Below are 26,553 nucleotides of genomic sequence, written 5' to 3'. Positions count from 1 at the left end.
CGAGCCATTGATCGGATGGCGGTGTTGAATAGTTGAAAAAGGGAACTGCCGAGCGCCGGACATGCCTTTACCGTAGGGATCCAGCCAATCGGGCTCGACAAGGCATACAGGCAAGGTGCGCAATTGAACGCTCAGCGGTTTTACGTGGGCTGCGCCGGCTGGAGTCTGGGCCGCGAGCATCTTTTGGCGTTTCCCACCCAGGGCACGCACTTGCAACGCTATGCAGCGATTCTGGGCAGCGTTGAAATCAACAGCTCGTTTTATCGCCCCCATCGTCGGCAAACCTATGCTCGCTGGGCAGATTCGGTGCCCGCCGACTTTCGCTTTTGCGTGAAGATGCCGAAGCTGATTTCCCACGTCTGGCGTTTGCAACACTGCGAGCAGGAGCTCGATGATTTTTTGGGCCAATGCTTGGGGTTGGGGGACCGTCTGGGTTGCCTGTTGCTGCAACTGCCGCCGTCACTGGCGTTTGCAGAACCGCTTGCCGAGGCATTTTTTGTCGCTTTGAGGCAGCGGTTTTTCGGGGAGGTGGTATTGGAACCGCGTCATGAATCCTGGACCGATGCCGAGCCACTGCTGGTGCGCCATCGCATTGCCCAGGCGGTGGTGGATCCGTCGCGTATCAGCACCGATTCAACGCCGCGAGGGTGGCAGGGGTTCAAGTACTGGCGGTTGCATGGTTCGCCACGTATTTACTACAGCGCCTATGAGCAACATTGGCTGGAAAACCTCGCTCACAGGTTTAAGGCCACCGCCGAGGGGCAAGCCACCTGGTGCATGTTTGACAATACCGCCAGCGGCGCTGCGCTGGGCAATGCCTTGACGCTGGCGGCGTCTTTACACGGCGAAGCCTGAGCGCGGCGTCGAATGAGCCCGCGCTCAGGCTTCAAGGTCGTGCCGGTCAGGAATCAGGCCGCCATGCCGTCGCCCAGTGACTTCTTGTAAGAAGCCTTCATTGCCTCCATTTGTGCCCCCAGTTCGTCCAGTTGCGCTTTGCCCAACAGCTTTTTGGCCTGAGGAAACATCTCCGTTTCTTCTTCTTCGATGTGATGCTCAAGCAACTCCTTGACCACCTTGGCGCGCCCGGAAAATTCCACACTGGCCGGGTCGGTGGCCTTCAGGTCAGGCAGCACCAGGGAGTCGACCGTGCGGTGCTCTTCCTTGGCCTCGTAGTACATTTTTTCCTGTTCTTTACCGCCGGCTTTTTTGTAGGCCGGGTAGAGAATTTCTTCTTCAAGCCTGGTGTGGAGGGTGATCTCCATTTCCAGTTTGCCAATCAATTCGGCGCGTTTTTTTACCGCGCGCTCGGTTGAGTCGTTCAACTGGGTCAGGATGGCTTTTACTCGTTCATGGTCGGCTTTCAGGATGTCGATGGCGTTCATGGTTCAGCCTCTGCTGTCACGGGAAGTCAGGACCGGTCGTTGCCGGCAATCTCTGTGGTTGCCCCAGGACAGGAGCATCAGCTGTGCCAATCTGGTCGCGCCGCAACTGCCTCTGATATCAATGACTTGGCGGGGGCAGTGGCGCAAAGCCTCATGCAGCTTGCCCGAGCGCTGTCGTGCCGGCATTGCAAATCGCGGACAGGGGCACAGGCGCGAAGGTGTTGGCGCAGCACTCGGCATTGCCACCGGTCCATGGCCCGGGAAAACCGATGGGCGGATTGGCTTCGTCCCGACGCTTGGTGTCATCCGACTCGGCAGGGTTGAACAGGTCATCGTCGTTCATGGTGCTTTCCTCCAGTGTCTGCACACTGGAGGAGGTGCAATGGCAGGAGTTCGGTTTTTTTCCAAACGTGGGCACGCCGCTCGCAAGGCGTGGCGCATTGCGTGGACGACTCGATCTACTAATCTCTGCGTTCGGCCACAAGAGGACGGTCATCATCATGCAAAAGGGTAAAACCGCTGCACCACCAAAAGAGGGCGGCACTGCCTCCGAGCAGATAGACACGAAGATCAAGGAACTGGACGACTGGCGAGGCAAGACGCTTGCGCGGGTCCGGGCGCTGGTCAAGGAGGCCGACCCTGACGTGGTCGAGGAATTGAAATGGAGAGGGGTTCCGGTGTGGTCCCATGCCGGGATTATCTGCACCGGTGAAACCTACAAGAACGCGGTGAAGATGACCTTCGCCAAGGGGGCATCACTGGACGACCCTTCTGGGCTGTTCAATGCCAGCCTTGATGGCAATACCCGGCGTGCCATTGATATTCATGAAGGCGACGAGATCAATGAAACCGCGCTGAAGGCGCTCATACGAGCGGCTGTGGCGCTTAATACGTCGAAAGGGGCGTGAGTGGAAGCGGGGTTGGCTGAGTGACCCCTGCCGGTCAATAAGCCGCCTCGCGGGACGAGGCGGCCAGCACATCAATGCATCTTGCTGTGGTCCATCATGCTGCCGTGATCCATGGTGCCCAGCGCCTTGGCTTCAGCTTCGACGTTGATCGTCTCTTTCTCGCCCTTGGCGTTTTCCACGATCAGGGTCAGGGGCACTTTGCTGCCTTCCTTCACCTGGGCCGTCAGGTCCATCAACATGACGTGGTAGCCGCTGGGGTCGAGGCTCACCGGCTTGCCGGCCGGCAATGCGACGGATTCGACCTGACCCATCTTCATCACGTCGTCTTTCATGCTCATCTGGTGAATCTGCACGGTCTTGGCGACGGGCGACTGCACGCTCAGCAGTTGGCTGTCAGTGTCCGCCTGCAGGGTCATGAAGGCCCCGGTCGAAGGCTGGCCGGCCACGGTCGCGCGGACCCAGGCGTCGCTGACCTGGGTTTGCGCCGATACCTGCCAGGCCATGCCGATCAGGGACAGGCCCAGGGCCAGTTGTTTAACACGCTTTGCGCAGAACGAAGTCATCAGCAGACCTCCATGACGGTGAGCAGGTCTTCTGCGCACTCTTTTGCGGTAAGGGACGCGGACAGCCCCAGGCGCAAGTTGCCCCTGGAATCGAAGACGTAGCTGGTCGCGGTGTGGGAGAGGGTGTAGGTGTCGCCGCTCGGGACCTTTTCATAGAACACGCCGAACTCCTTGGCGGTGGCGGCGGTTTCTTCCAGGGTGCCGTACAACGCCTCGAAACTCGGGTCGAAGGCCTTGACGTATTTGTCGAGCATTTGCGGGGTATCGCGCTCGGGGTCGAGGGTGATGAAGATCACTTGCAGGCGTTCGCCGTCGCGGCCCATCAGCTTCTTGGCCTGGGCGGCGCGGGCCAGGGTCGTCGGGCAGACCGCGGGGCATTGGGTGAAGCCGAAGAAGATCATCGGCATCAGGCCACGGTAGCTGCCGAGCATCCGGGTCTCGCCCTGGGCGTCCTTGAGCTTGAAATTGCGCCCCATGATCTTGTCGCTCAGATCCTTGCCGTACTTGAACGACAGCTTGCTGCTGTCATCGCAGCCGGCGAGCAGGCCAAGGCTCAGCAGGCCCATGCCTTGCAGGACCGTGCGACGGGTATACAACGTACTCATGGAAAAAAGCTTCCTGTGTCACAACTGAAAAACCACAGTGCCTGACGCATCAGACGAAAAAAAGCGCGTGGATGTTAACAAACTGTTGCCCCATGACGCTTAATCGATCGCCCGCCGGTCATGCGCCAAATGGTCGCGGCTCAGCCGTACACAACCCGATAAATGGCGCTTTCGCCGCTGATCCGGTGCAGGAGCGAGCCGGCTCGCGATGGACCCGAGAGCGCCGCGGGGTGTCAGATGGACAGCGTTATCGTTAGCGCCCATCGCGAGCCAGCTCGCGCCTACAGACGCCTCCTCTGCACTTTTAGAGCGCGATGTCGGGCACCGTGCACCAGTGCGAAGCGGTTTCCTGAAGTCTCCCCGCCTGAGACATCCACCACCGACAAGCCTGCTTTTTCGCCAGAAACCTTGCTCGCAAGGGGGGGTGGCGCTCCTGTTTTCACCGCCATAAACAGGCGCCTTCACTCGACTGGCACAAAGGCTGCATTAGTCCCCTCAAGTCCCTCTGAACAAGAGGGCAGCCCTCTCGGTCAACGACGATCGACTGGCCGCACAGGTCGTGGGCTACATCGGTGGATCAGGCATAGCCGTCTGGTTTCAACACCGCAAAAGAACAGGCAAAGACGCCTGGAACCGTAAGGTTTCAGGCGTTTTTTTTTGCTTTTTTTTCCGTGATTGGCTTTGGGCAGGTGTCGTTTATGAATTCCAATGTAGCCACGTTGAACAAGCCGCAAACGCTGGTCGTGATCGGCAACGGCATGGTCGGACATCATTGTGTGGAGCAGTTGATCGAACGCGGCGCCCTTGACCGCTATCGCCTGCATGTCTTCAGCGAAGAGCCGATGCGCGCTTACGACCGTGTGCACCTTTCCGAATACTTCTCCGGCCGCGATGCGGAGTCGTTGGCGCTGAGCGATGCGTCGTTGTACCAGACGCCCGGCGTCACCTTGCACCTGGGCGTGCCGGTGCTGGAAATCGACCGCGCGCGGCGTCAGGTCATCACCGCGCAAGGGTGTGTCAGCTACGACAAACTGGTCCTGGCCACCGGTTCGTACCCCTTTGTGCCACCGATTGAAGGCGCCGCAGGCGATTCGCGGCTGGTCTATCGCACCCTCGAAGACCTCGATGCCATTCGAGCGGCGGCGGCCAATGCCCGGCGCGGCGTGGTGGTTGGCGGTGGCCTGCTCGGCCTGGAAGCGGCCAACGCGCTCAAGAGCCTGGGCCTTGAAGCCCATGTCGTGGAGTTCGCCCCGCGCCTGATGCCGGTGCAACTGGACGATCTGGGTGGCCTGGCGCTCAAGGCGCAAATCGAACGCCTGGGTGTCGGGGTGCATCTGTCCCGCGCCACGCAATCGATCAGCGCCGGCGAGGACTATCGCTATCGGATGAATTTTGCCAACGACGAATTCCTCGAAACCGACCTGGTAGTGTTCTCCGCCGGTATCCGTGCGCAAGACGCGCTGGCTCGCCAATGTGCGCTGGAGATCGGTCCGCGCGGTGGCGTGGTGATCGACGATACGTGCTTGAGCTGTGACCCGCACATCTATGCCATCGGCGAGTGCGCATCGTGGAATGGCAGCCTGTTCGGCCTGGTCGCGCCCGGCTACCAGATGGCACGCAGCGTCGCCGCGCGGCTGTGCGATGAGGTCGCCGAGCCGTTCCACGGGGCGGACATGTCGACCAAGCTCAAACTGCTGGGCGTCGACGTCGGCTCCATCGGCGATGCCCACGCCCATACGCCCGGTGCCCGCAGCTACCAATTCATCGACGAGACGAGCGCCAGCTACCGGCGCCTGGTGGTGGACGCCACCGGCAAGCGTGTACTTGGCGCGGTGCTGATCGGTGACAACAGCTACTACGACACCCTGCTGCAATACATGCAGAACGCGATTACCCTGCCGTCCGAACCGGCCGCGCTGATCCTGCCGTCGTCGGAAGGGGCCCCCACCCTCGGGCCGGGCGCCTTGCCGGAAGCGGCGACGGTCTGCTCCTGCCACAACGTGACCAAGGGCGCCATCTGCTCGGCCATCGACGGCGGCTGCACCGACCTCGGCCTGCTCAAGTCGCAGACCAAGGCCTGCACCGGTTGTGGCGGTTGTGCCGGTCTGCTCAAACAAGTCTTCGAGCATGAGTTGATCGCCCGTGGCGTCAGTGTCGACAAGAGCCTGTGCGAACACTTCGCCTTCACCCGCCAGGAGCTGTATGCCCTGGTGCGGGTAGAAGGAATCATCACTTTCGAGGAGCTGCTGGCCAAACATGGCCGGGGTCACACCGGTTGCGACGTGTGCAAGCCGGCCGTGGGCTCGATCCTCGCGTCGTGCTGGAACCAGCCGATCATGGACCCGTCGCTGGTGCCGTTGCAGGACACCAACGACACCTTCATGGCCAACATGCAGAAGAACGGCACGTACTCGGTGGTGCCGCGCATTCCCGGTGGCGAGATCACTGCCGATAAATTGATCGCCATAGGCGTCGTCGCGAAGAAATACGACCTCTACACCAAAATCACCGGTGGCCAGCGGATCGACCTGTTCGGCGCCCAGCTGCATCAGTTGCCGGACATCTGGGGCGAACTGATCGAAGCCGGCTTCGAAACCGGCCACGCCTACGGCAAATCGACCCGCACGGTGAAGTCTTGCGTCGGCAGCACCTGGTGCCGCTACGGCGTGCAGGACAGCGTGCAGATGGCCCTGACGATCGAGGACCGCTACAAGGGCCTGCGTTCGCCGCACAAGCTCAAGTTCGCGGTGTCCGGTTGCACCCGTGAGTGCGCCGAGGCGCAAAGCAAGGACGTCGGCGTGATCGCCACCGAGAAAGGCTGGAACCTCTACATCGCCGGCAACGGTGGCATGCGTCCGCGGCATGCCGAGCTGTTCGCCACCGACCTGGACGATGCCACCCTGATCCGCTACATCGACCGCTTCCTGATGTTCTACATCCGTACCGCCGACAAGCTGCAGCGCACCTCGGTCTGGCGCGAAAGCCTGGAGGGCGGTCTGGATTACCTCAAGGACGTGATCATCCACGACAGCCTGGGCCTGGGCGCCGAACTGGAGTCGCAGATGCAACTGGTGGTCAACCGCTATGAATGCGAATGGGCCAACGCCCTCAAGGACCCGGAAAAGCTGAAGCGCTTCCGTACCTTCGTCAACGACAAGCGCCCGGACCCGGACATCCATTTCGTCCAGGAGCGCGGTCAACGCCGCCCGATCATGGCCGCCGAACTGAACCTTATCCCTGTCACCGAGGAGCGTGTCTGATGAACCCGTCCAATACCCAACGCATCAACCGCGAAGAACAGTGCGCAATCTGGCAATCGGTGTGCAGCCAGCAGGATCTGGTGAACGACTCCGGTGTGGTGGTGTGGCTGGACGGCGCGCAGGTGGCGTTGTTCTACCTGCCGGGCATCGAGGGCAAGACGCTCTACGCCATCGATAACCACGATCCGCAATCGGGGGCCAATGTCATCGGTCGCGGCCTGGTGGGCAGCATCAAGGGCGATCTGGTGGTGGCGTCGCCGATCTACAAGCAGCATTTCCGCCTGGAAGACGGCTCCTGCCTGGAGTACCCGCAACAGCGTTTGCGGGTCTGGCCGGTGCGGTTGAACGATGGGGTCGTGGAGGTCGGGGTGGCCTGACGGTTCAGGCCATTCACATCAGGAGTCGGATATGAAGACAGCCGCACAGTTGCTCAAGCTCAAGGTCCTGGAAAACCAGCAGGTGCACAGCATCGCACCGGACGCGATGGTGCTCGAGGCCGTGAAGAAAATGGCCGAAAAGAACGTCGGTGCTCTGCCGGTGATCGAAAGGGGTGAAGTCGTCGGGGTGATCAGCGAGCGCGACTATGCAAGAAAAGTCGTTTTGCTGGGGCGCTCGTCAGTCGGCACGCCGGTCAGGGCGATCATGAGTTCGCCGGTGATCACGGCCGACAGCCAACAAAGCATCGAGCATTGCATGGCGGTCATGACGGACAGTCATTTACGCCACTTGCCCGTGGTCGAGAATGGCGAGCTGATGGGTTTGCTGTCGATTGGCGATCTGGTCAAGGAAGCGATTGTCGAGCAGGCCAACTTGATCCGCCAGTTCGAACACTATATCCGCGGGCATTGAAACCGGAGCTGGCTTGCCAGCTCCAACAGGGTCGGCGGCGCGGCTTTAGAGGTATTTGTCCGTGACAGCGCCTTCAGAGGCGCTGGACACGGTCTTCGCGTACTTGGCCAGTACCCCGCGTTTGTACTTCGATTCCGGACGCACCCAACGGCGCTTGCGCTCGGCCAGTTCGGCATCGGAGACATCGACCGTGATCTGCCGGGTTTCGGCATCAATGGTGATCCTGTCGCCGTTTTCGATCAGCGCAATCGGCCCGCCGTCATAGGCCTCGGGCGTGATATGCCCCACCACGAAGCCGTGGGAGCCGCCGGAGAAGCGGCCATCGGTGATCAGCGCCACGTCCTTGCCCAATCCCTTGCCCATCACCGCCGACGTCGGCGAGAGCATTTCGCGCATGCCCGGTCCGCCCTTGGGGCCTTCGTAGCGGATCACGATCACTTCGCCGGGTTGCACTTCACCGTTGAGGATGCCGGCCAGTGCGTCTTCTTCGCCGTGGTAGACCCGTGCCGAGCCTGCAAAGCGCAGGCCTTCCTTGCCGGTGATCTTGGCCACCGCGCCGCCGGGCGAGAGGTTGCCGCGCAGCACCACCAGGTGCGAGTCCTTTTTGATCGGTTGGTCGAAGGGCAGGATCACGTCTTGCCCGGCGGGGTAGTCGGGGACGTTCTCGAGGTTTTCCGCCAGGGTTTTGCCGGTGACGGTCAGCACATCGCCGTGCAGCATGCCGGCTGCCAGCATGCGTTTCATCAAGGGTTGAATGCCGCCGATGGCCACCAGTTCACTCATCATGTACTTGCCACTGGGGCGCAGGTCGGCGACCACGGGGGAGATCTTGCCCAGCTCAACGAAGTCATCGAGGGTCAGTTCGACGTCGACCGCGTGGGCCATGGCCAACAGATGCAGCACCGCATTGGTCGAGCCGGCGAGGGCGATCACCACGCGAATGGCATTTTCGAAAGCCTTGCGGGTCATGATGTCGCGGGGTTTGAGGTCGAGCTTGAGCAGTTCCATGACCTGCTGGCCGGCACGGAAACTGTCCGAAGCCTTGTCGCTGCCGATGGCATCCTGGGAACTGGAACCGGGCAGGCTCATGCCCAGCGCCTCGATGGCCGAGGCCATGGTGTTGGCGGTGTACATGCCGCCGCAGGAGCCGGGGCCGGGAATGGCCACTTCCTCGATCTGTTTGACCTGGATTTCGCTGATGTCCCCGCGCGCATGCTGACCCACAGCCTCGAACACGGAAATGATGTCGGTGTGCCCGGCACCGGGGCGGATGGTGCCGCCATAGACGAAGATCGACGGCCGGTTCAGCCGCGCCATGCCGATCAGGCAGCCCGGCATGTTCTTGTCGCATCCACCCACGGTCACCAGTCCGTCGAAGCCTTCGCAACCGACCACCACCTCGATGGAATCGGCAATCACCTCGCGGGACACCAGCGAATATTTCATGCCTTCGGTGCCGTTGGCGATGCCGTCGGAAATGGTGATGGTGTTGAAAATCACGCCCTTGGCACCGGCGGCATTCGCGCCTTTTTCGGCTTCGATCGTCAGTTTGTCGATGTGCATGTTGCAGGGCGTGACCATCGCCCAGGTGGAAGCAATGCCGATTTGCGGTTTCTTGAAATCTTCGTCGGTGAAGCCTACCGCCCGGAGCATGGCGCGGGCAGGTGCGGCCTCCACGCCGTCGATGACTTGAGAGGAGTATTTGCGCAAATCGTCTTTATCGCTCATGACCATGCACCCATTGAAACAAACAGCATCAGTATAGAAGTCCCACCGCGTGTATCCGGACTATCCAGTCGGCAACAGACGCGCGGGTTTGCCGTGTCGTGATATTCTTCGCGCCAACTTGGTTTGACCTATTCAGTTTTCCTGTTCTCGAAACAGGCGAACGGAATCACTGTCGCTCAAGTAGCTGAAGCCAAAAAAGATAAGAAGTCAGTTCAGAAGGGACATATAACTGGGGTCGATGCAGTTCGTCGGCCTTGTGTGCCCACCCTCCAATCCAGATGTGCCGTAACCCTTGACCTGCCGTTAAACGCGGGGCTGCGTGCGTGAGGATGTAAGGGCGGATGACGTTTTATCATTAGGTGCTACAGATGTTTAAGAAAGTGAACACGGCCCTGCTGGGGCTGGCTTTGTCGTTGGGGATGACGACGGCCCAGGCCGAAGAAGCCAAGAAAGTCGATGTGCTGCTGATTGGCGGCGGCATCATGAGCGCAACCCTCGGCGTCTGGCTCAATGAGCTGGAACCAGGCCTGTCGATGGAGATGGTCGAGCGCCTCGATGGCGTCGCCCAGGAGAGCTCCAACGGCTGGAACAACGCCGGTACCGGTCACTCTGCCCTGGCTGAGTTGAACTACACCCCCGAAGACGAGAATGGCAAGGTTCAGATCCCGAAAGCCGTTGAAATCAACGAAGCTTTCCAGATCTCCCGTCAGTTCTGGGCCTGGCAGGTTCAGCAAGGCGTGCTGAAAAACCCGCGCTCGTTCATCAATTCCACGCCACACATGAGCTTTGTGTGGGGCGATGACAACATCAAGTTCCTGAAGAAGCGCTACGAAGCCCTGCAAGCGAGCCCGCTGTTCGCCGGCATGCAGTACTCCGAAGACCCGGCCGTGATCAAGAAGTGGGTCCCGTTGATGATGGAAGGGCGTGACCCGAACCAGAAAGTCGCGGCCACCTGGACCCCCATCGGGACTGACGTGAACTTCGGCGAAATCACGCGCCAGTTCGTTGCCCACCTGCAAACCACGCCGAAATTCGACTTGAAGTTGTCCAGCGAAGTGCAGGACATCACCAAGAACGCCGACGGCAGCTGGCGTGTCAGCTACAAAAACCTGAAAGACGGCAGCAAGACCGAAACCGATGCCAGGTTCGTGTTCATCGGCGCCGGCGGCGGTGCCCTGCACCTGCTGCAGAAATCGGGCATTCCCGAAGCCAAGGAGTACGCGGGCTTCCCGGTAGGCGGCTCGTTCCTGGTGACCGAAAACCCGGCCATCGCCGAGCAACACCTGGCCAAGGCCTACGGCAAAGCGTCCGTTGGCGCACCGCCGATGTCGGTTCCCCACCTGGACACCCGCGTGCTGGACGGCAAGCGCGTGATCCTGTTTGGCCCGTTCGCGACCTTCTCGACCAAGTTCCTCAAGGAAGGCTCGTACCTGGACCTGCTGACCACCACCACCACGCACAACGTGTGGCCGATGACCAGGGTCGGCATCAAGGAATACCCGCTGGTCGAGTACCTGGCCGGTCAGTTGATGCTGTCGGATGAAGATCGCCTCAACGCCCTGAAGGAATACTTCCCGAACGCCAAAGCCGAAGACTGGCGCCTGTGGCAAGCGGGCCAGCGCGTGCAGATCATCAAGCGTGATGAAGCCGCCGGTGGCGTGCTGAAGCTGGGCACCGAGATCGTCGCTTCCCAGGACGGCACCATTGCCGGCCTGCTGGGCGCATCGCCAGGTGCTTCGACCGCTGCACCGATCATGCTGTCGGTACTGCAGAAAGTCTTCAAGGACAAGGTCGCGACCCCGGCCTGGCAAGAGAAGCTGCATCAGATCGTGCCGAGCTACGGTACCCAACTCAATGGCAGCCCTGAGAAAGTGGCGCAAGAGTGGGCCTACACCGCCAAGGTGCTGGAACTGACTCCTCCGCCGGCGATCGGTCAGGCTGCTGCTCCGGCTGTCGAGGCTGAAAAGCCGAAAGCGCCGAAAGAGAACGCCTCGGTTGATATGGCGTTGTGATCCGCGAGTCCCATCGTTATGAATGGGGCGCCTGGACAAGCTGATCCGCGATAGAGAAAGCCCGCTGAACCGGTGACGGTCAGCGGGCTTTTTTTTTTGAGATTTTCACGCAATCAATGAACGTATTCCCCCTGAGCGGCCGGCGCAGGCGGCCTCACGGCCGACCAATCACCTGCATCCTGTGGGAGCTGGCTGGCCAGCGATGGCGGCCCTGAGCGCGGCACAATATCCAGAGGCGTCATAGCCGGCAAGTTCCTGCTGGCGCTATTCTCCAGCCTGATCGATGACCGGAGCGGAGGCTGGGTTGGCATGAGGGCAGGGCAGGTGGATGTCGATGTGGACAGCGTGGTGGTTGGCGCCGGAGTGGTTGGCCTGGCGGTGGCCAGGGCGCTGGCCATGAGCGGGCGCGAAGTGGTCCTGGTCGAGGCCGGCGCAGGCATCGGTGTGGGTATCAGTTCGCGCAATTCCGAAGTGATCCACGCCGGCATTTACTACCCCGGCGGCAGCCTCAAGGCGCAGTTGTGTGTGGAGGGCAAGCAACGTTTGTATGCCTTCTGCGATGAGCGCGGCGTGCGCTATCAGCGCCTGGGCAAGCTGATCGTGGCCAGCGATGATGCGCAACGGCTGGCCTTGCAGGCACTGCTTGGGCAGGGTCGGCGCAATGGTGTCGATGACCTGCAATGGCTGGACGCCGATCAAGCGCGGGAGCTGGAACCGGCGTTGTCCTGCGTCGCTGCGCTGTGGTCGCCGTCCACCGGCATTGTCGACGCCCATGGGCTGATGCTGGCGTTGCAGGCCGATGCCGAAGCCCGGGGCGCGTCCCTGGCGTTTCAAACGCCGTTGCTGTCTGCGCGCTGCATCGAACAGGGCTTCGAACTGCACATGGGCGGCGCCGAGCCCATGACGTTGAGTTGCCGTGAGCTGATCAATTGCGCCGGGTTGTCCGCGGCGCAGGTGGCCAGTCAGATTGAAGGGCTGTCCTCGCAGCACGTTCCCGTGGCGCATTTGTGCAAGGGCAGTTATTTCAGTTTCAGCGGCCGGGCGCCGTTCCGGCATCTGGTTTATCCGGCGCCGGAGAGTGCCGGCTTGGGCGTGCACATGACCCTCGACCTCGGCGGTCAGGCGCGTTTCGGGCCGGACGTGGAATGGGTCGACGAAGTCGACTACCGCGTGGCCCCCCATCGCGCCGATGGTTTTTATCAGGCGATTCGACGTTACTGGCCAGGGTTGCCCGATCACAGCCTGCAACCGGCCTACAGCGGTATTCGCCCGAAAATCAGCGGGCCGAATGACCCCGCCGCCGACTTCCGCATCAGCGGCTCGACCGAGCATGGGGTGCCGGGATTGGTGAACCTGTTCGGCATCGAATCGCCAGGCCTGACCAGTTGCCTGGCGCTGGCGGGGCACGTACTGAAGCAGCTGGCCTGACGCCCTGTAGGAGCGAGCTCACTCCTACAGGATCAGGATCGGTTTGATGACCGGTAATCAGCGTCTGCGCCGCCTCCCTCGGATAGCGCTATCCTTGGAAGATGTGCTCTTCGCCATCGGAGAAGTCTGATGATCAACGTACGCACTGCCCGCATGCTTGCCGATTACAAACAATGGGCCAATCAGCGCCTCTTCGATAATCTGGCGCAACTGCCGCCGGGCGAAGTCGAAAAAGAGCGCGCTTCAGTGTTCAAAACCATGATCGGCACGCTGAACCACATCTATGTGGTGGACTGCATCTGGCAGGCTCACCTCGAAGGCCGAGGGCACGGCTTCAAGACCTCCCACGAATTGGTGCATCCGAACCTGATCGACCTGCGTCTGGCGCAGCAGGACATCGATCACTGGTACAGCGACTGGACCGCCCGGCAAACCGATGCCTCCCTGGATAAACCCGTCAGGTTTACGTTCGTTTCCGGTGAAAGCGGCACCATGAGCGCCGGGGCGATACTGATGCACGTGGTCAATCACGGCAGTTATCACCGTGGCTGGGTGATCCAGATGTATTTCGAGATCCCGGCCATGCCGCCGATGACGGACCTGCCGATCTACTTGCGCGAGACCGATCCGCACTTCAATTCGCTCAATGCCCCGACAGTGGAGCCGACATGTGCGCCACAATTTTCGAGCGCAACCAACGTTCTGCCGGATCGTTATCGTTGACACCGTTCCAGACCATGGACAGTTCGGACAGCTTGATGTCGAACGGCGCATCGTCGGCACGCAGCTGGCTGCTGCCTTCGATCAGCGCGCTCGCCGCGTAATCCGGCACCGTCGCCAGCATGTCGGTGCCCGCCAGCAACGCGCGCAAGCCGGCAAACTGCGGCACCGCCAGCACCACCCGGCGCGAACGGCCGATGCGTGCAAGGTCGGTATCGATCGCCCCGGTCAAATCCCCGGAAAACGACACCAGCGCATGGGGACGTTCGCAGAATTCATCCAGGGTCAGGGGGCCGGGCCGGTTATCGCCACGCAGGATCTTGACGCTCAAGTCCCGCAGTTTCTTGCGTTTGGCATTGGCCGGCAATTCCGTGGTGTAGCTGATTCCGACGGTAATCTCGCCGGTGGCGAGCATCGACGACATCAGCAGGAAATTCACCCGCCGTACGACAACCACGACGTTCTGCGCCTCTTCACGGATCTGCTTGAGCAACGGCGGAAACAGACCGAGTTCAGCGTCATCGGACAGGCCGATGCGAAACACGTCACGGCTGGTGGACGGGTCGAAATCCTTGGCCCGGCTGACCGCGCCGGAAATGGTGTCCATCGCCGGCTGCAATTCCTTGAGAATCACCAACGCGCGCGGTGTCGGCTCCAGGCTCCGGCCGTTGCGCACCAGCAACGGATCGTCGAACAAATCCCGCAACCGCGCCAGCGCCGCACTGACGGCTGGCTGGCCGAGAAACAGTTTCTCTCCAGCGCGGGTCAGGTTTTTCTCGAACATCAGGGTTTCGAAAATCACCAACAGGTTCATGTCCACGCGGCGCAGGTCGTTGCGGTTCATGGGGAGCGACTCGTTGGGCTTTGGAGTCTTTTGAGTAAAGCAGCGAACCCGGCCTGTGCTTCGCGATCATCCAGCTATGGTGAGCTTGCTGGTGCCTATTCAATGGGTAGATCTACTAGCGTCCCACCAGGTTCAAATGTCGTTGTCTGTATATGACCTCACGATTCCTGAAAAATTTCGCCAACCTCAATACTTCAAAAATCTCTTTAGCTGACATGTTTGGAGCGGTGTAAACTCCGAGACTGCGTATAATCTCTTTGTGGTTTTTACTATAAGCGGTCAAGTTTTCTGCCCAGTCGGCACCGCCCTGAAGTTGGTTTGTTGCGGCTAATTTAAGTAATACGTTGTTTGGTTCTGATTCAAAAAGTCTTGCTGCGATTTTTTGGCCTTCCGCGTTGTTGAGTTTTTCCACTCTTAGAGATATCGGTGCGGCTATTTCATTTAAACTCGATCCGATACCTCTTTTGTTGATGGCTTTTAGACTTTCTTGTACTAATGAGGGTGGCTGGTACAAAGGTTCAGGGGCGAGCGTCGTTTGATTGGCTATTGGATGAGATGAACCCAGAGCATTCAGATTAGAGGCAGGCTGAACGCTGCTTGATGATCCAAGACTTCGCGCGAAAGAAACGCTAATACGATCTCTTGCTCTGTGTAGCCACGTCGATAGCATTTTGTTTATCGCTGCTGAAAAGTGCCCTGTTGGATCATTCTTGTTGGCTGGATCACCTAAACAATACGCATACGTATTCAACCCACCCTTCCCAAACGGACTCAAACTGTCCGGACTGTTAAACCGCATCAGCACCGGATTAAACGCCCGATAGCCATTGCCCAACAGATAATGCCCGGTCAGCGGATCAGGTCGTTCGCCATTGAATCCCATCAAACTCAGCCATCCACTGATAAATCGGCGATGACCATAGGGCGCATAGGCGATGGGTTGTGCCTGATTGGTTTTGAGTGTGTGCAATACCGAGCGTTGTTGATCCGTCGCCAGCAGCGCGGTGTCGTACTCGACGCCCTGTTGCGTTTGTTGCGCCAGTAACCAATCACCTTGCTGGAAGAGGGTTTGCCGCAACGCGCCCTGAATCTCGGTGGTCAGGCGGCTTTTGCAGTAGAAGCGCTGGAGAGGGGGCGCGTTAGTCAGCCCTTGGCCGGTCAAGCGGTCGAGGGCGTCGTAGCGATAGTGGCAGAGCAGTGTTGCGCGGGTTGCTGGCATGGTGGGCGCTCCCGAAGGCTGGCGTGGTGAGCAGTATTGGGGGATTCGGAACGGGCGGGAACTATCAGAACTGTTAGGTTTGATGGGCATTGAAGTCCTCCAGTCCTGATGGCGAATAGTTGTCGCATTTACTGGGGTGGGCGCGATGCGATCCAACATCCGGTTCAAACCAGCTTGCCCGGCATGAGGACTTGCGTGACGTCCAGCAGGGTATTGCGACTTGTCCCTTCCAGACTCGCTTTCACTTGGAAACTAATCAGTAAGGTCTAAAACCCGCCACGTTCATCGCTACCGTCCAACCCAGGATGAGAAGCGCTGGTACCGTTCAATTAGCTAAGGCACGTATTCTGTGTCCGCTCAGGATCACATCTCGTTGTCTGGCTATGGCCGTAAAATTTGCTATAAATCTTGTCAACTTGATTCCTGAAAAAATAACGTGTACTGGTAAGTCTGGGTCCGCGATCATTTTGAGGTCATGTAGCATATTGATGTGAAATTTACTGTGGGCGGGCAAGTTTTTTGCCCAATCGACTCCGCCCTGAAGTTGGTTTGTTGCGGCTAATTTAAGTAATACGTTGTTTGGTTCTGATTCAAAAAGTCTTGCTGCGATTTTTTGGCCTTCCGCGTTGTTGAGTTTTTCCACTCTTAGAGATATCGGTGCGGCTATTTCATTTGAACTCGATCCGATACCTCTTTTGTTGATGGCTTTTAGACTTTCTTGTACTAATGAGGGTGGCTGGTACAAAGGTTCAGGGGCGAGCGTCGTTTGATTGGCTATTGGATGAGATGAACCCAGAGCATTCAGATTAGAGGCAGGCTGAACGCTGCTTGATGATCCAAGACTTCGCGCGAAAGAAACGCTAATACGATCTCTTGCTCTGTGTAGCCACGTCGATAGCATTTTGTTTATCGCTGCTGAAAAGTGCCCTGTTGGATCATTCTTGTTGGCTGGATCACCTAAACAATACGCATACGCATTCAACCCACCCTTCCCGAACGGACTCCAACTGTCCGGACTGTTAAACCGCATCAGCACCGGATTAAACGCCCTGTAGCCATTGCCCAACAGATAATGCCCGGTCAGCGACTCAGGTCGTTCGCCATTGAATCCCATCAAACTCAGCCATCCACTGATAAATCGGCGATGACCATAGGGCGCATAGGCGATGGGTTGTGCCTGGTGGTTGGGTTTGAGCGTGTGCAATACCGAGCGTTGCAGATCCGTCGCCAGCAGCGCGGTGTCGTGCTCGACGCCCTGTTGCGTTTGTTGCGCCAGTAACCAATCACCTTGCTGGAAGAGGGTTTGCCGCAACGCGCCCTGAATCTCGGTGGTCAGGCGGCTTTTGCAGTAGAAGCGCTGGAGAGGGGGCGTGTCAGTCAGCCCTTGGCCGGTCAAGCGGTCGAGGGCGTCGTAGCGATAGTGGCAGAGCAGTGTTGCGCGGGTTGCTGACATGGTGGGCGCTCCCGAAAGGTTGGCGTGGTGAGCAGTATTGGGGGATTCGGAACGGGCGGGAACTATCAGAACTGTTAGGGTTGCTGGGGGCTGGTCTGGTTCAGAGCCGAAGTGCTGCGTCTTAGCGTTGGGCTGTGCAGCAGACGCAAGTCCTGAATGTGCGGTCTGTCTGAAAGACTGCGCTCATAGGGGTTGGGGCCGCTGCGCGGCCCAGCGGGAGCAAGCTCCCTCGCCACAGGGGGTGGTGTTTATTCGGGTGGGTCGAGGCGGTCCAGTGCGCGGTTGACTGCCAGTTCGCCGAGCATGATCACTTGCGCGATGCCCAGCAGGGTGTTGCGACCCGTTCCTTCCGTACGGTCCGCCAGGTCCAGGGTCATGACGTTGGCCGACGCCAGGGATTCGCAGGCGTGGGCCAGCAGGGATTCGGTGTCGAGCTCGGGGTCGACGATGAACATGCGGCAGGGTTTACGCGGGGTGGCGCGGATGTCGGCGGCGGAGGGGATGCGGTCGGTGGGTTCCGGGTGGTTTTCTGGATCAGGGGTTTCGAAGTGAAAAGTGGGGGCGGTGTCTGGTGGGTTGGGCGTAGTTTTCAACATGGATGCAGCTCCTCGTGAACTGAAGGAACCATCACCCTCGCTACCAAACGAAGGGTGGTGGCCATACGGAGGTTGGTAGACCGGCACACAAGGAAAAACCGGCGCACCCGAAGGTGCCCTGCGCATGGCCACCATTAATGCAGGTGTGAAAAAACCGCAAAAGGTGACGCTATGCGCCTTGTGTAGGGTCGGGCTACCAAACCCGATCACTGTTCTTTTCAGCGACCGACAAACGATAAAACCCGACCCCAAGGCGCACAAGCCGGCGGATTCTGGCGTACCCGTAGGCAACGACGCAAGGCGCTGTAGCTTTCACGAAGTAACGCCGACAGCCATTAAACAAATGCCAACGGCGGTGGCCATCGCGAGCCGCTCTCGCTTATTTCTTGTGCAGACCCGAAGCCGGCGTGATCCGGGGCCGGGGCCGGGGCCTATGGCCAAGGTCGGGCCGGATGAATTGACCCTTGATCCGGGCGAAGCGCAGCCAGAGGGTAATTTTCTGACGGGTCGCTACACTCTTTCCGTTCATGACCGCGTGATTCCCGCAACCTTCTGGCAGGCGCTGCGTGAGCCAAGACTGGTATCCGAACGCGCACCGTTGCCGATCATTGGAGCTTGAGCATGAAAATCGATCTGAGTGGAAAACTGGCGATTGTCAGCGGCAGCACGGCGGGCATTGGCCTGGGCATCAGCAAGGCGTTGGCCGAGTCCGGCGCCACGGTGGTGGTGATCGGTCGCGATACGGCCAAGGTCGAACAGGCCTTGGCGAGCATTCGCCAGCAGGTGCCGGGCGCTCAATTGCGCGGGCTGGCTGCCGATCTCGGAACGGCCGAGGGCGCGGAAAAACTGTTCGCCGCCGAACCACGGGCCGACATCCTGGTGAACAACCTGGGGATCTACGAAGCGGTGGATTTCTTTGACACCCCCGACAGCGAGTGGACGCGCTTTTATGAGGTCAACGTGATCTCAGGGGTGCGCCTGTCGCGGCATTACGTGCCGGACATGGTCAAGCAGGGCTGGGGGCGGGTGATTTTCCTGTCTTCGGAATCCGGGATCGCGATCCCGGCCGACATGCTCAACTATGGCGTGACCAAAAGCGCCAACCTGGCGGTGTCCCATGGACTGGCCAAGCGGCTGGCGGGCACCGGGGTGACGGTCAACGCAATCCTGCCGGGCCCGACCTTGACCGATGGCGTGGAGAAGATGCTCAAGGATGCGATTGCGCAATCCGGTCGCAGCCTGCAGGAGGAAGCCGACGACTTCGTGCGCAAGGCCCGGCCCACTTCGATCATCCAGCGCGTGGCCCATGTCGAGGAAGTCGCGAATCTGGTGGCCTACATCGCTTCACCGTTATCCTCGGCCACCACGGGCGCCGCCCTGCGGGTCGACGGCGGTGTCGTCGACAGCCTGGCCATCTGACCCTTACTGATCAAGAGAGAACATTCCATGGCAACTGCATCAGCCTTCATCGACATCCCGGCTCCGGCCGATCAGGTCTGGCAATTGATCGGGGGTTTCAACTCGCTGCCGGACTGGCTGCCGTTCATTCCCAAGAGCGAACTCAGTGAAGGCGGGCGTGTGCGCAGTCTGCAAACCGCGGACGGCGCGGTGGTGATCGAGCGCCTGCAAGCGTTTGACAATGCCGGCAAGACCTACAGCTACTCGATTGTGCAGGCGCCGTTTCCGGCCACTGAGTACCTGGCGACGATCAAGGTCGAGAGCCAGGGCGAGGGCGCCCGGGTGACCTGGTCCGGCCGGTTTGAACCGGTGGGGGTCAGTGATGAGGAGGTGATGGCGTTATTCGCCGGGATTTACCAGGGTGGCCTGCAGGCGCTGCGGGCCAATTACCCCGCTTGAGTCAACGCAGAAGCCTGTGGGAGCCAGCTCCCACAGGTTCCGTGTCGATTCAGGAGATTTGAGTCAGGTCGGGGCAATCAAACTCTGGCGGCAATCGATCACCAGCCGCGCGCCCCCCAGTTCACTGCGTCCCACCTCCAGCGTAAAGCCGTGCAGGCTGACAATCGCCGCGACGATCGACAGCCCCAGGCCGAAACCGCTTTTCTGATTACCGGCTTCGGCGCGATAGAAGCGCTGGAACACAGCCTCGCGTTCGGCCTCCGGGATTCCGGGACCGGAATCGAGCACTTCGATGCGGGTATGCCCACCCTGATTGATTCCTCGCAAAATGACCGCGCCGCCGGGCGGGGTGAATTTGATCGAGTTGCTCAACAGGTTCGCAATCGCCTCGAACAGCAGCGCCCGGTCACCCATCAGCGGCGGCAATGACCCAGGCACGTGCAATTGAAAAACCAGGCCATCGTCTTCAGCCAGTGGCAGATAAAACTCATGCAGTTCCTGCAGCAACGACACCGGGTCGAGCTGCACGAAACCGGAACGGCGCTGGCGGTCTTCCAGTTCGGAGATCCGCAGCAGACCGCGAAAACGCGCCATCAGGGTGTCCGCTTCGCTCAGTACCGAATCCAGTTGCGCCGCTTCGGCAGAGCCTTCACCAGCCTGTTGCTGCATACGATAGAGCTGCGCGCGCAAGCGGGTCAGCGGCGTGCGCAGGTCGTGGGCGATGTTGTCGCACACGCCCTTGACCTCGTTCATCAAGCGTTCGATGCGTTCGAGCATGGCGTTGACGATGGCGGCGAGCATGTCCAGTTCATCGCGGCGATTGGACAGCGGCAGGCGCCTGGTCAGGTCACCGGCGACGATCGCCTCGGCACTGGCCTGAATCGCGCGAATTCGCCGCAGCGGGCGGCGGCGCAACAAGTGCCAGCCGACAATGCCCGGCAGAATGGTCAAGGTCACACCCCAGAACAACGCATGGAGAATGATGCGGGTGACGGCAAACAACGAACCGTTGTCCCGCACCAGCACCAGCCAGCGACCGTCGCGGGTCTGGGTCGCTACCGCGTCACAGCTGTCCGCGGGCAGGGTCGGGTCGTCGGAGTCGGTGCAGTCGCTGAGCATGTGGATCTTGCCGTCCAGCGGCAAGTCGAGCGGGATGGCGCGCAGGGCGCCACTGAGGTAACGCTGATGGCTGTCGAACAGGCCATAGGCGTCGAGGCCGCGAATGTCGAAGGTCATGCTGACGGCGAGGGCGTCCACCAGCTGTTCGCCCTGAAAGCGCGAGAACAGATGCTGACGTTGCATCAGCGAATGTTTGGCCAGGTTGTCCAGGTAGGCCGACACCTCGTAGTACATGACCCCCATGAGTATCGCGCTCCAGGTCACGAACAACGCACTGTAGAGCGCCAGCAGACGACTGCTGGAAGAACGCCAGCCTTTAGACGGGTTCGGCAATGACATAACCCGAGCCTCGCACGGTTCGAATCAGTGGAACATTGCCCGGTGGGTCGATTTTTTTGCGCAGGCGGCCAATGTGCACGTCGATCAGGTTGGTGCCCGGATCGAAGTGATAGCCCCAGACCTCTTCGAAAATCATCATTCGCGACAGGATCTGCCCGGTGTTGCGCATCAGGAATTCGAGCAGCTTGTATTCGGTGGGCAGCAGCGTCAGCAACTCGCCATTGCGGCTGGCTTCGTGGCTGATCAGGTTCAGTTCCAGATCCGCCACCCGCAACGTGGTGACGTGGGCCGTCACGTTGTTCTGGCGGCGCAACAGGACTTCGACGCGGGCGGCCATTTCATCGGTGGCGAAGGGCTTGGTCAGGTAATCGTCGCCGCCGGCGCGCAGGCCGCGCACGCGTTCGTCGACGTCGGAGAGGGCGCTGATCATCAGGATGGGAGTCGCCACACCCATGGTCCGCAGCGTGGTGACGATGGCCAGGCCATCCAGCTCGGGCAGCATGCGGTCAAGGGTGATCAGGTCATAGTTGCCGCTGACTGCGCGCTCCAGCCCTTCGCGACCATTGTCGACCCAGTCGACTTCGAGGCCGTGGCTGCTCAGTTCGGCGACAATTTCCCGGGCGGTCACGGCGTCGTCTTCGATGGTCAAAATACGGGTCATAGGCTGGCCTGATCAATCGGTTCAATTCTGAGTTCGAAGCATTTTGCCAAGAATTGCCCGTGACTTAATAAATTAACTTTCATGTGCTTACGGTGCGATAAGGGAACATTGATATCATTGGGCCATAATTTCAACGGGAAGCTGCAACGTGCGTACTTTGAAACCTGGCTGGATGCCGATATGCCTGTTGTTGCTGTGCGTTGTCTGCTCATCGTCGTGGGCTGCCAATACACCCTGTTCGGGAAAGAAGGGCGGTATTGCCCGTTGTGACGGTGAGCTGTTCCTGTGTAACGACGGCTCCATCAGTGCTTCGAAAAAAAGTTGTTCATCTATATATGGCAGCAAAAGCCAGGCCCGGCCACAAGCATTTGTGCGGGACGCCGAGGGTTGCGCCTGCGGAACCGGTTCGTTCTGTACGGGCCCCAGAGGCGGCGTCTACTGCCTCACGCCTGCGGGCAATAAAAGCTACAGGCGCAAATAGTTTTGGCAATGCAGAAAACCCGCCGGGCCTGGCCGTTTATTGCATATTGCATGACCTTTGGAAGTTCCATCTTTGTAACCCGCTGAAGTTTAACGACTTATCTAAATCTTGCGACTGGCACGGTCACTGCAATTGTTCATTCGAAGAGTTGTAACACCATCTTTCCTGCCTGGAGCGATACAACGATGAATAGATCCTCTGATGGTTTCTATCCTGCCGTAGATGAATCGAGCACGCTCTCGGGCGTGTCTTGGGGGGCGATTTTCGCCGGGGCGGCAGCGGCAGCGGCGTTATCGCTGATTCTGGTGCTGCTGGGTTTTGGCCTTGGGTTTTCGGCGGTGTCGCCGTGGGCTAATGAAGGCGTGAGCGCCAAGGGCCTGGGCATTTCCACGATCGTCTGGCTGGCCGTCACCCAAATCATCGCTTCCGGGGCCGGTGGCTACATCGCCGGCCGGCTGCGGGTGAAGTGGGCGTATATGCACGGCGATGAAGTCTACTTCCGCGACACCGCCCATGGCTTCCTGGCCTGGTGCGTGGCGACGCTGGTCACGGCCACACTGGTGGCTGGATCGGTCAGCAGCCTGGTCAGCGGCGGGGTGCAGGCCGGGGCGCAGGTTGTGGGTGGCGCCGCCAGTGCCGTGACTCAAGCGGCCGGCACCGCAGCGGCCAATACCGACAGTGATCAATACGGTTACTTCGTCGACAGCCTGTTTCGCGATGATCGTCCGGCCGCCGTCAGCGATGACGCCGCCCGGGGCACCGTGACGCGCATCTTTGTCCGTTCCTTGAATGATGGGCAACTGGCTGCCGAGGATCGCACCTACCTGGCGCAATTGGTGGCGCAACGGACCAACCTCACCCAGGCAGATGCTGAACGCCGGGTCGATGAAGTGTATGGGCGTACTCAAAAAGCGGTGGCTGACGCCAAACTGAAGGCACAACAAGCGGCGGACACGGCCGCCAAAGTCGCTGCCTGGACCACGTTATGGATGTTCGTTGCGCTGTTGGCCGGTGCATTTTTCGCCAGTCTTGCCGCGACTTTTGGCGGTCGTCGTCGGGACGCCGTGGTGTATCTGGAAACCGACACTTACGTCACTACCACCACCGTTCGCTAACTCAGGAGAAACACCATGCGCTCATTACTGTTGTTCTTTCTTGGCGTACCGATCCCGATCATCATCCTGATCGCGCTGTTCATGCACTGATTCATTAAAGGAAAACAGCACAGCCTGTGACGGCCCTGCACGAATCTGTGCAGGAACTGTCGCAGGCTGCGCTGTTTTGATCCTGACTGTGTCAGTCGATCGGTGTGCTCACAAACGCCTCAAGCCCTTCGGCATAGGCAGTAAATGCCGCGATGCGCGGAAACTGGTCCGCAGCGACCTGATCCGGCACCACCAGACGGGTGAAGCTCCAGGCCACGGCGAGAGTGATGCCAGCCTGGTCGATCGAACCGTCGGTGTTCAGCGGTTGCTTGTCCAGCTCGCGCTCCAGCGCGACATAGGCTGCCGCCAGTTGCCCTTCGACCCGTTCAACCCAGGGTTGGTATTGGATGTCCGCCGGGCGCAGGTTGCGCTCGTAATAGAGCTGCACTGACTTTTCGCAAGCCGCCAATGCCAGCCCTGTCAGGCGCAATGAATGCGCGCGCTGTTTAATGCCAGCGGGCATCAGGCTGCGGCCCGGTGCGGCCAGGGCCTCCAGGTAGTCGATGATCAGTGTCGAATCCATCAACACCTCGCCGTCATCGAGTACCAGCGTGGGCGCCTTGACCACCGGGTTGATTTGCCGGAACTGCTCGAAGTGCCTGAACACCGACACCGATTCATGCTCCAGCGCAATGCCCAAGCATTTGGCAGAAATGGCGACGCGTCGTACGTAGGGCGAATCCAGCATGCCGATCAGCTTCATTTAACCGCTCCTTGAAGTAGCCATTTCGGGAGGGACAACCTTAGCTGAGCCTGGCGGCTGTGCAAATGAGGCGGTATTGGATAGCCGTTTGTCTTCTATATACCTCCGCTGCATGGAATTTCTTGCTATAAACGCACTCCGATGACCGCCTGAATGCCTGCCATAGAGCATTTTCGAGGCTTTGCCGGACAAATTCGCTGTCTTTTCAGTTGCTGAGGCCTCAAGTCGGCCTTAGACTGCCGCCCCTCGTAAATTGAGTGCCGGGTGGCGCTTGGAACAAACGGCGCCTTTCCGATGGCCTGACCAGGTCTGCCGGAACGCTCCCTTATTCGCCTTAATGCACGTTTTTTTATAGAGATATCAATGACAAAGGACAAGTTGCTGGCCATGCCGGCGGATGACTACATGAATGCCGAGCAACATGCTTTTTTCGCCGAGCTGTTGCAAAACATGAAAGTCGAAACCCATGAGCGCATCGAACAGAACCGCATCGCCATCGAGAGCCTGGACACCCCGGCCGATCCGGCTGACGCGGCTTCCGTCGAAGAAGAGCGCACCTGGCTGGTGAATGCGATCGATCGCGACCAGCGCATGCTGCCTCAGTTGGAACAAGCCCTGGAACGCATCAAGGAAGACAGCTTCGGCTGGTGCGACGACAGCGGTGAGCCAATCGGCCTGAAACGCCTGTTGATCAGCCCGACGACCAAGTACTGCATCGAAGCTCAAGAGCGTCACGAGCAAATCGACAAGCACCAGCGTCAGGCGTGATTCTGCCAGGCAGCCCGCTCAGCCCGGGCTGTCTGTGAAAAGATCGCAGCCTTCGCCAGCGTCTGCCGCCGATTCGGCAGCCGTTGTCGACGGCTGCGATCTTTGCTTTTCGACGTCTACGGAAATCCCCGCACTTCTATTGATCTGCTGCAACGACCACGACTAAAGGCCCATGGATAATGGCTTTGTGCCGGCGTTTAATGCGATGACAACAATTAGAAGATGGCGGGGTGATAACGATGACGAGAGATGGATCTCTGGTTGCGGCAGTGCCTGCACCAGAACTTTTGCCGAAAAACCGCTGGTTGACGCCGACGTTGCAGAGCATCGCCCTGATGCTGTTGCTGTGCGGCATGACGCTGGGTGGCTGGTCGCTTTACCTGGGCCTGCCGTTGGCGGTGCTGATTGTCTGGCTGCCTCGTCTGCGTTCGCGTGCGACGCCTGAAGTGGCTCCTGCCGATATGCCCAGCGCCCTCTCGGCGTTGACTCGCGACCTTTCCTACACCACCAGTCATAACGCCCTGTCAGCGGCGGGCGTGGCCTTTTCGGTCAAGCAACTGGCGGACAAGCTGCAATCGCAGCTCGGTGCGGCGGCGCAGATCGTCAGCAACGCCGAAGTCATGATTGTCACCGAACAAGCCACGTCGACGCTCAGTCGTGCGGCCCTGAGTGCTGCCAGCGAGGCGCATCAGAGCGGCGCGGCGGGGCGTGGCGAGTTGATCGAATCGATTGCGCGCATGCATCAGCTCAGTCAGCGGGCCAATAGCAGCCGTGAACTGATTGAAGCCCTGAGTCTGCGCAGCGATGACATCCAGCGCGTCACCCTGGTGATCCAGTCCATCGCCAGCCAGACCAACCTGCTGGCGTTGAACGCGGCCATCGAGGCGGCGCGCGCCGGCGAGCACGGACGCGGCTTTGCGGTGGTGGCCGACGAGGTTCGTGGCCTCGCCGCGCGTACCGCCACGGCGACCGGTGAAGTCGGGGAGATGGTGGCCGATATCCAGCAACGCACCACGCAAGTGGTGGAGCAGATCCGGCAACTGTCCAGCGACCTCGACACTGGCGTGCGGCAGGTCGAGCACACGGGACAACATCTGGAAAACATCGCGCGCCTGGCGGCCAGCGTCGAAAGCCAGGTCGGTGAAATTGCCCGAGGCGCCGAGACCAACCGCGAACAACTCGATAGCCTGTTCCATGCCATCGAACAGATGCGCAGCGACCTGGCCATCAGCGACCAGCAAACCCAACGGCTGGCCCAGGCCGCCATTCAAATGGAAGGTCAGGCCGAAACCATCAGCGAACGCCTGGCGGAAGTCGGACTGGATGACTATCACCAGCGGATCTACGACCTGGCCCGCGAAGGGGCGAGCCAGATTGCCGCGCGCTTCGAAGCCGACATCGACGCCGGCCGAATCAGCCTCGATGACTTGTTCGACCGTCATTACCAGGCAATTCCCGACACCAGCCCGCCCAAGTATCAGACCCGCTTCGATCGCTACACCGATCAAGTCTTGCCGGCGATCCAGGAACCGCTGCTGCCGCGCCATGAAGGCCTGGTGTTCGCGATTGCCTGCACCCAGCAAGGCTACGTGCCGACCCACAACAAAGCCTTCAGCCAGCCGCTGACCGGCGATGTCCAGGTCGATACCGCGCAAAACCGCACCAAGCGCAAGTTTGCCGACCGTACCGGCATCCGTTGTGGCAGCCATCAGCAGCCGGTACTGCTGCAAACGTACACCCGAGACACGGGAGAATTGATGCACGACCTGTCGGTGCCGATCCTGATAAAGGGACGGCATTGGGGTGGTTTGCGTCTGGGCTACAAGCCGGAAAAGCCTCGCTAGCGCGATTGG

General features: G+C 59.9%; 26 protein-coding genes and 1 pseudogene. 15 read left to right on the top strand and 12 right to left on the bottom strand.

Going from position 1 to position 26,553, the window contains the following annotated elements; translation table 11 throughout:
- Window positions 1-123 precede the first annotated feature (123 nt).
- Window positions 124-855, top strand: a complete 732-nt coding sequence (locus ACVWYU_RS24085; protein ID WP_457373835.1) for a DUF72 domain-containing protein — start codon at window positions 124-126, stop codon at window positions 853-855.
- A 53-nt stretch (window positions 856-908) separates the two neighbouring features.
- Here ACVWYU_RS24085 and ACVWYU_RS24080 read toward each other — a convergent pair whose 3' ends face one another.
- Both ACVWYU_RS24080 and ACVWYU_RS24075 read right to left on the bottom strand, forming a co-directional pair.
- On the bottom strand, window positions 909-1,382 hold the full coding sequence (locus tag ACVWYU_RS24080) for a hemerythrin domain-containing protein (RefSeq protein ID WP_247255135.1): 474 nt from the start codon (window positions 1,380-1,382) through the stop codon (window positions 909-911).
- Window positions 1,383-1,533: 151 nt separating this feature from the next.
- Window positions 1,534-1,725, bottom strand: a complete 192-nt coding sequence (locus ACVWYU_RS24075) for a hypothetical protein (protein WP_457373834.1) — start codon at window positions 1,723-1,725, stop codon at window positions 1,534-1,536.
- A 157-nt stretch (window positions 1,726-1,882) separates the two neighbouring features.
- Between ACVWYU_RS24075 and ACVWYU_RS24070 the strand changes: the two genes are divergently transcribed.
- Entirely contained in the window at window positions 1,883-2,290 is a 408-nt protein-coding gene (locus ACVWYU_RS24070; RefSeq protein WP_457373858.1) for a DUF1801 domain-containing protein, read from the top strand.
- Window positions 2,291-2,361: 71 nt separating this feature from the next.
- On the opposite strand, the gene ACVWYU_RS24065 is transcribed toward ACVWYU_RS24070, so the two are convergent.
- Entirely contained in the window at window positions 2,362-2,853 is a 492-nt protein-coding gene (locus tag ACVWYU_RS24065) for a copper chaperone PCu(A)C (protein WP_247255132.1), read from the bottom strand.
- Window positions 2,853-3,458, bottom strand: coding sequence for an SCO family protein (locus ACVWYU_RS24060; RefSeq protein WP_090319609.1), 606 nt, complete (start codon window positions 3,456-3,458; stop codon window positions 2,853-2,855). Before ACVWYU_RS24060 ends, ACVWYU_RS24065 begins: the two co-directional genes overlap by 1 nt.
- Before the next feature lie 698 nt (window positions 3,459-4,156).
- On the opposite strand from ACVWYU_RS24060, the gene nirB reads away from it, so the two are divergent.
- From nirB to ACVWYU_RS24045, 3 genes are read left to right on the top strand one after another with little or no spacing between them, the layout of a single operon-like run.
- Entirely contained in the window at window positions 4,157-6,718 is a 2,562-nt protein-coding gene (nirB, locus tag ACVWYU_RS24055) for a nitrite reductase large subunit NirB (RefSeq protein WP_457373833.1), read from the top strand.
- Window positions 6,718-7,095 (top strand): nitrite reductase small subunit NirD, encoded by a 378-nt coding sequence (gene nirD, locus ACVWYU_RS24050; RefSeq protein WP_457373832.1) that lies wholly within the window; start codon window positions 6,718-6,720, stop codon window positions 7,093-7,095. Before nirB ends, nirD begins: the two co-directional genes overlap by 1 nt.
- A gap of 31 nt (window positions 7,096-7,126) precedes the next feature.
- On the top strand, window positions 7,127-7,567 hold the full coding sequence (locus ACVWYU_RS24045; protein ID WP_457373831.1) for a CBS domain-containing protein: 441 nt from the start codon (window positions 7,127-7,129) through the stop codon (window positions 7,565-7,567).
- A 45-nt stretch (window positions 7,568-7,612) separates the two neighbouring features.
- On the opposite strand, the gene ilvD is transcribed toward ACVWYU_RS24045, so the two are convergent.
- Entirely contained in the window at window positions 7,613-9,295 is a 1,683-nt protein-coding gene (gene ilvD / locus ACVWYU_RS24040; protein WP_457373830.1) for a dihydroxy-acid dehydratase, read from the bottom strand.
- Window positions 9,296-9,663: 368 nt separating this feature from the next.
- Between ilvD and mqo the strand changes: the two genes are divergently transcribed.
- The 3 genes from mqo to ACVWYU_RS24025 all read left to right on the top strand — a co-directional run bounded on the left by mqo (window position 9,664) and on the right by ACVWYU_RS24025 (window position 13,458).
- Window positions 9,664-11,307 carry a malate dehydrogenase (quinone) gene (gene mqo, locus ACVWYU_RS24035; protein ID WP_457373829.1) on the top strand — a complete coding sequence of 548 codons (1,644 nt, stop codon included), beginning with the start codon at window positions 9,664-9,666 and terminating at the stop codon, window positions 11,305-11,307.
- Window positions 11,308-11,616: 309 nt separating this feature from the next.
- Window positions 11,617-12,735, top strand: a complete 1,119-nt coding sequence (locus tag ACVWYU_RS24030; RefSeq protein WP_457373828.1) for an NAD(P)/FAD-dependent oxidoreductase — start codon at window positions 11,617-11,619, stop codon at window positions 12,733-12,735.
- Window positions 12,736-12,864: 129 nt separating this feature from the next.
- On the top strand, window positions 12,865-13,458 hold the full coding sequence (locus ACVWYU_RS24025; RefSeq protein WP_457373827.1) for a DinB family protein: 594 nt from the start codon (window positions 12,865-12,867) through the stop codon (window positions 13,456-13,458).
- On the opposite strand, the gene ACVWYU_RS24020 is transcribed toward ACVWYU_RS24025, so the two are convergent.
- From ACVWYU_RS24020 to ACVWYU_RS24005, 4 genes are all read right to left on the bottom strand, one after another.
- The gene (locus ACVWYU_RS24020; protein ID WP_457373826.1) at window positions 13,379-14,299 is read right to left on the bottom strand and encodes a LysR substrate-binding domain-containing protein; all 921 of its coding nucleotides are present in this window, start codon (window positions 14,297-14,299) and stop codon (window positions 13,379-13,381) included. The two genes, ACVWYU_RS24025 and ACVWYU_RS24020, sit on opposite strands and share 80 nt — an antisense overlap.
- A gap of 115 nt (window positions 14,300-14,414) precedes the next feature.
- The gene (locus ACVWYU_RS24015; protein WP_457373825.1) at window positions 14,415-15,518 is read right to left on the bottom strand and encodes an RHS repeat-associated core domain-containing protein; all 1,104 of its coding nucleotides are present in this window, start codon (window positions 15,516-15,518) and stop codon (window positions 14,415-14,417) included.
- A 325-nt stretch (window positions 15,519-15,843) separates the two neighbouring features.
- On the bottom strand, window positions 15,844-16,971 hold the full coding sequence (locus tag ACVWYU_RS24010) for an RHS repeat-associated core domain-containing protein (RefSeq protein ID WP_457373824.1): 1,128 nt from the start codon (window positions 16,969-16,971) through the stop codon (window positions 15,844-15,846).
- 248 nt (window positions 16,972-17,219) lie between these two features.
- Window positions 17,220-17,567 (bottom strand): DUF6124 family protein, encoded by a 348-nt coding sequence (locus tag ACVWYU_RS24005; RefSeq protein WP_457373823.1) that lies wholly within the window; start codon window positions 17,565-17,567, stop codon window positions 17,220-17,222.
- A gap of 398 nt (window positions 17,568-17,965) precedes the next feature.
- Between ACVWYU_RS24005 and ACVWYU_RS24000 the strand changes: the two are divergent.
- From ACVWYU_RS24000 to ACVWYU_RS23990, 3 genes and pseudogenes are all read left to right on the top strand, one after another.
- Window positions 17,966-18,186, top strand: a pseudogene (locus ACVWYU_RS24000) (hypothetical protein); the annotation flags it as partial.
- 2 nt (window positions 18,187-18,188) lie between these two features.
- Complete coding sequence (locus ACVWYU_RS23995; protein WP_090319639.1) at window positions 18,189-18,986, top strand: SDR family NAD(P)-dependent oxidoreductase; 798 nt, start codon at window positions 18,189-18,191, stop codon at window positions 18,984-18,986.
- Between the two features lie 27 nt (window positions 18,987-19,013).
- Window positions 19,014-19,424, top strand: coding sequence for an SRPBCC family protein (locus ACVWYU_RS23990; RefSeq protein WP_247255124.1), 411 nt, complete (start codon window positions 19,014-19,016; stop codon window positions 19,422-19,424).
- Between the two features lie 63 nt (window positions 19,425-19,487).
- Here ACVWYU_RS23990 and ACVWYU_RS23985 read toward each other — a convergent pair whose 3' ends face one another.
- Both ACVWYU_RS23985 and ACVWYU_RS23980 read right to left on the bottom strand, forming a co-directional pair.
- Window positions 19,488-20,882 carry a sensor histidine kinase gene (locus tag ACVWYU_RS23985; RefSeq protein ID WP_457373822.1) on the bottom strand — a complete coding sequence of 465 codons (1,395 nt, stop codon included), beginning with the start codon at window positions 20,880-20,882 and terminating at the stop codon, window positions 19,488-19,490.
- Window positions 20,860-21,543 carry a response regulator transcription factor gene (locus tag ACVWYU_RS23980; protein ID WP_090319648.1) on the bottom strand — a complete coding sequence of 228 codons (684 nt, stop codon included), beginning with the start codon at window positions 21,541-21,543 and terminating at the stop codon, window positions 20,860-20,862. Before ACVWYU_RS23980 ends, ACVWYU_RS23985 begins: the two co-directional genes overlap by 23 nt.
- 172 nt (window positions 21,544-21,715) lie before the next feature.
- On the opposite strand from ACVWYU_RS23980, the gene ACVWYU_RS23975 reads away from it, so the two are divergent.
- Both ACVWYU_RS23975 and ACVWYU_RS23970 read left to right on the top strand, forming a co-directional pair.
- A complete protein-coding gene (locus ACVWYU_RS23975) occupies window positions 21,716-22,024 on the top strand; it encodes a YdcA family protein (protein WP_457373857.1) in 309 nt (102 codons plus the stop codon).
- Window positions 22,025-22,209: 185 nt separating this feature from the next.
- Complete coding sequence (locus ACVWYU_RS23970; RefSeq protein ID WP_248914208.1) at window positions 22,210-23,139, top strand: hypothetical protein; 930 nt, start codon at window positions 22,210-22,212, stop codon at window positions 23,137-23,139.
- 181 nt (window positions 23,140-23,320) lie between these two features.
- Here ACVWYU_RS23970 and ACVWYU_RS23965 read toward each other — a convergent pair whose 3' ends face one another.
- Window positions 23,321-23,932: a glutathione S-transferase gene (locus ACVWYU_RS23965; RefSeq protein WP_457373821.1), complete on the bottom strand. Its 612-nt coding sequence runs from the start codon at window positions 23,930-23,932 to the stop codon at window positions 23,321-23,323.
- Window positions 23,933-24,295: 363 nt separating this feature from the next.
- Here ACVWYU_RS23965 and ACVWYU_RS23960 point away from each other — a divergent pair, with 363 nt between their 5' ends.
- Window positions 24,296-24,700 (top strand): TraR/DksA family transcriptional regulator, encoded by a 405-nt coding sequence (locus tag ACVWYU_RS23960; protein ID WP_047530036.1) that lies wholly within the window; start codon window positions 24,296-24,298, stop codon window positions 24,698-24,700.
- 239 nt (window positions 24,701-24,939) lie between these two features.
- Window positions 24,940-26,544: a methyl-accepting chemotaxis protein gene (locus ACVWYU_RS23955; protein WP_248914209.1), complete on the top strand. Its 1,605-nt coding sequence runs from the start codon at window positions 24,940-24,942 to the stop codon at window positions 26,542-26,544.
- Window positions 26,545-26,553 lie beyond the last annotated feature (9 nt).

It is taken from the genome of Pseudomonas sp. TE12234 (genome assembly GCF_054061835.1).
Note: the sequence above shows the minus strand (reverse complement) of the source record. Positions and strands in the feature narration are given on the sequence as shown.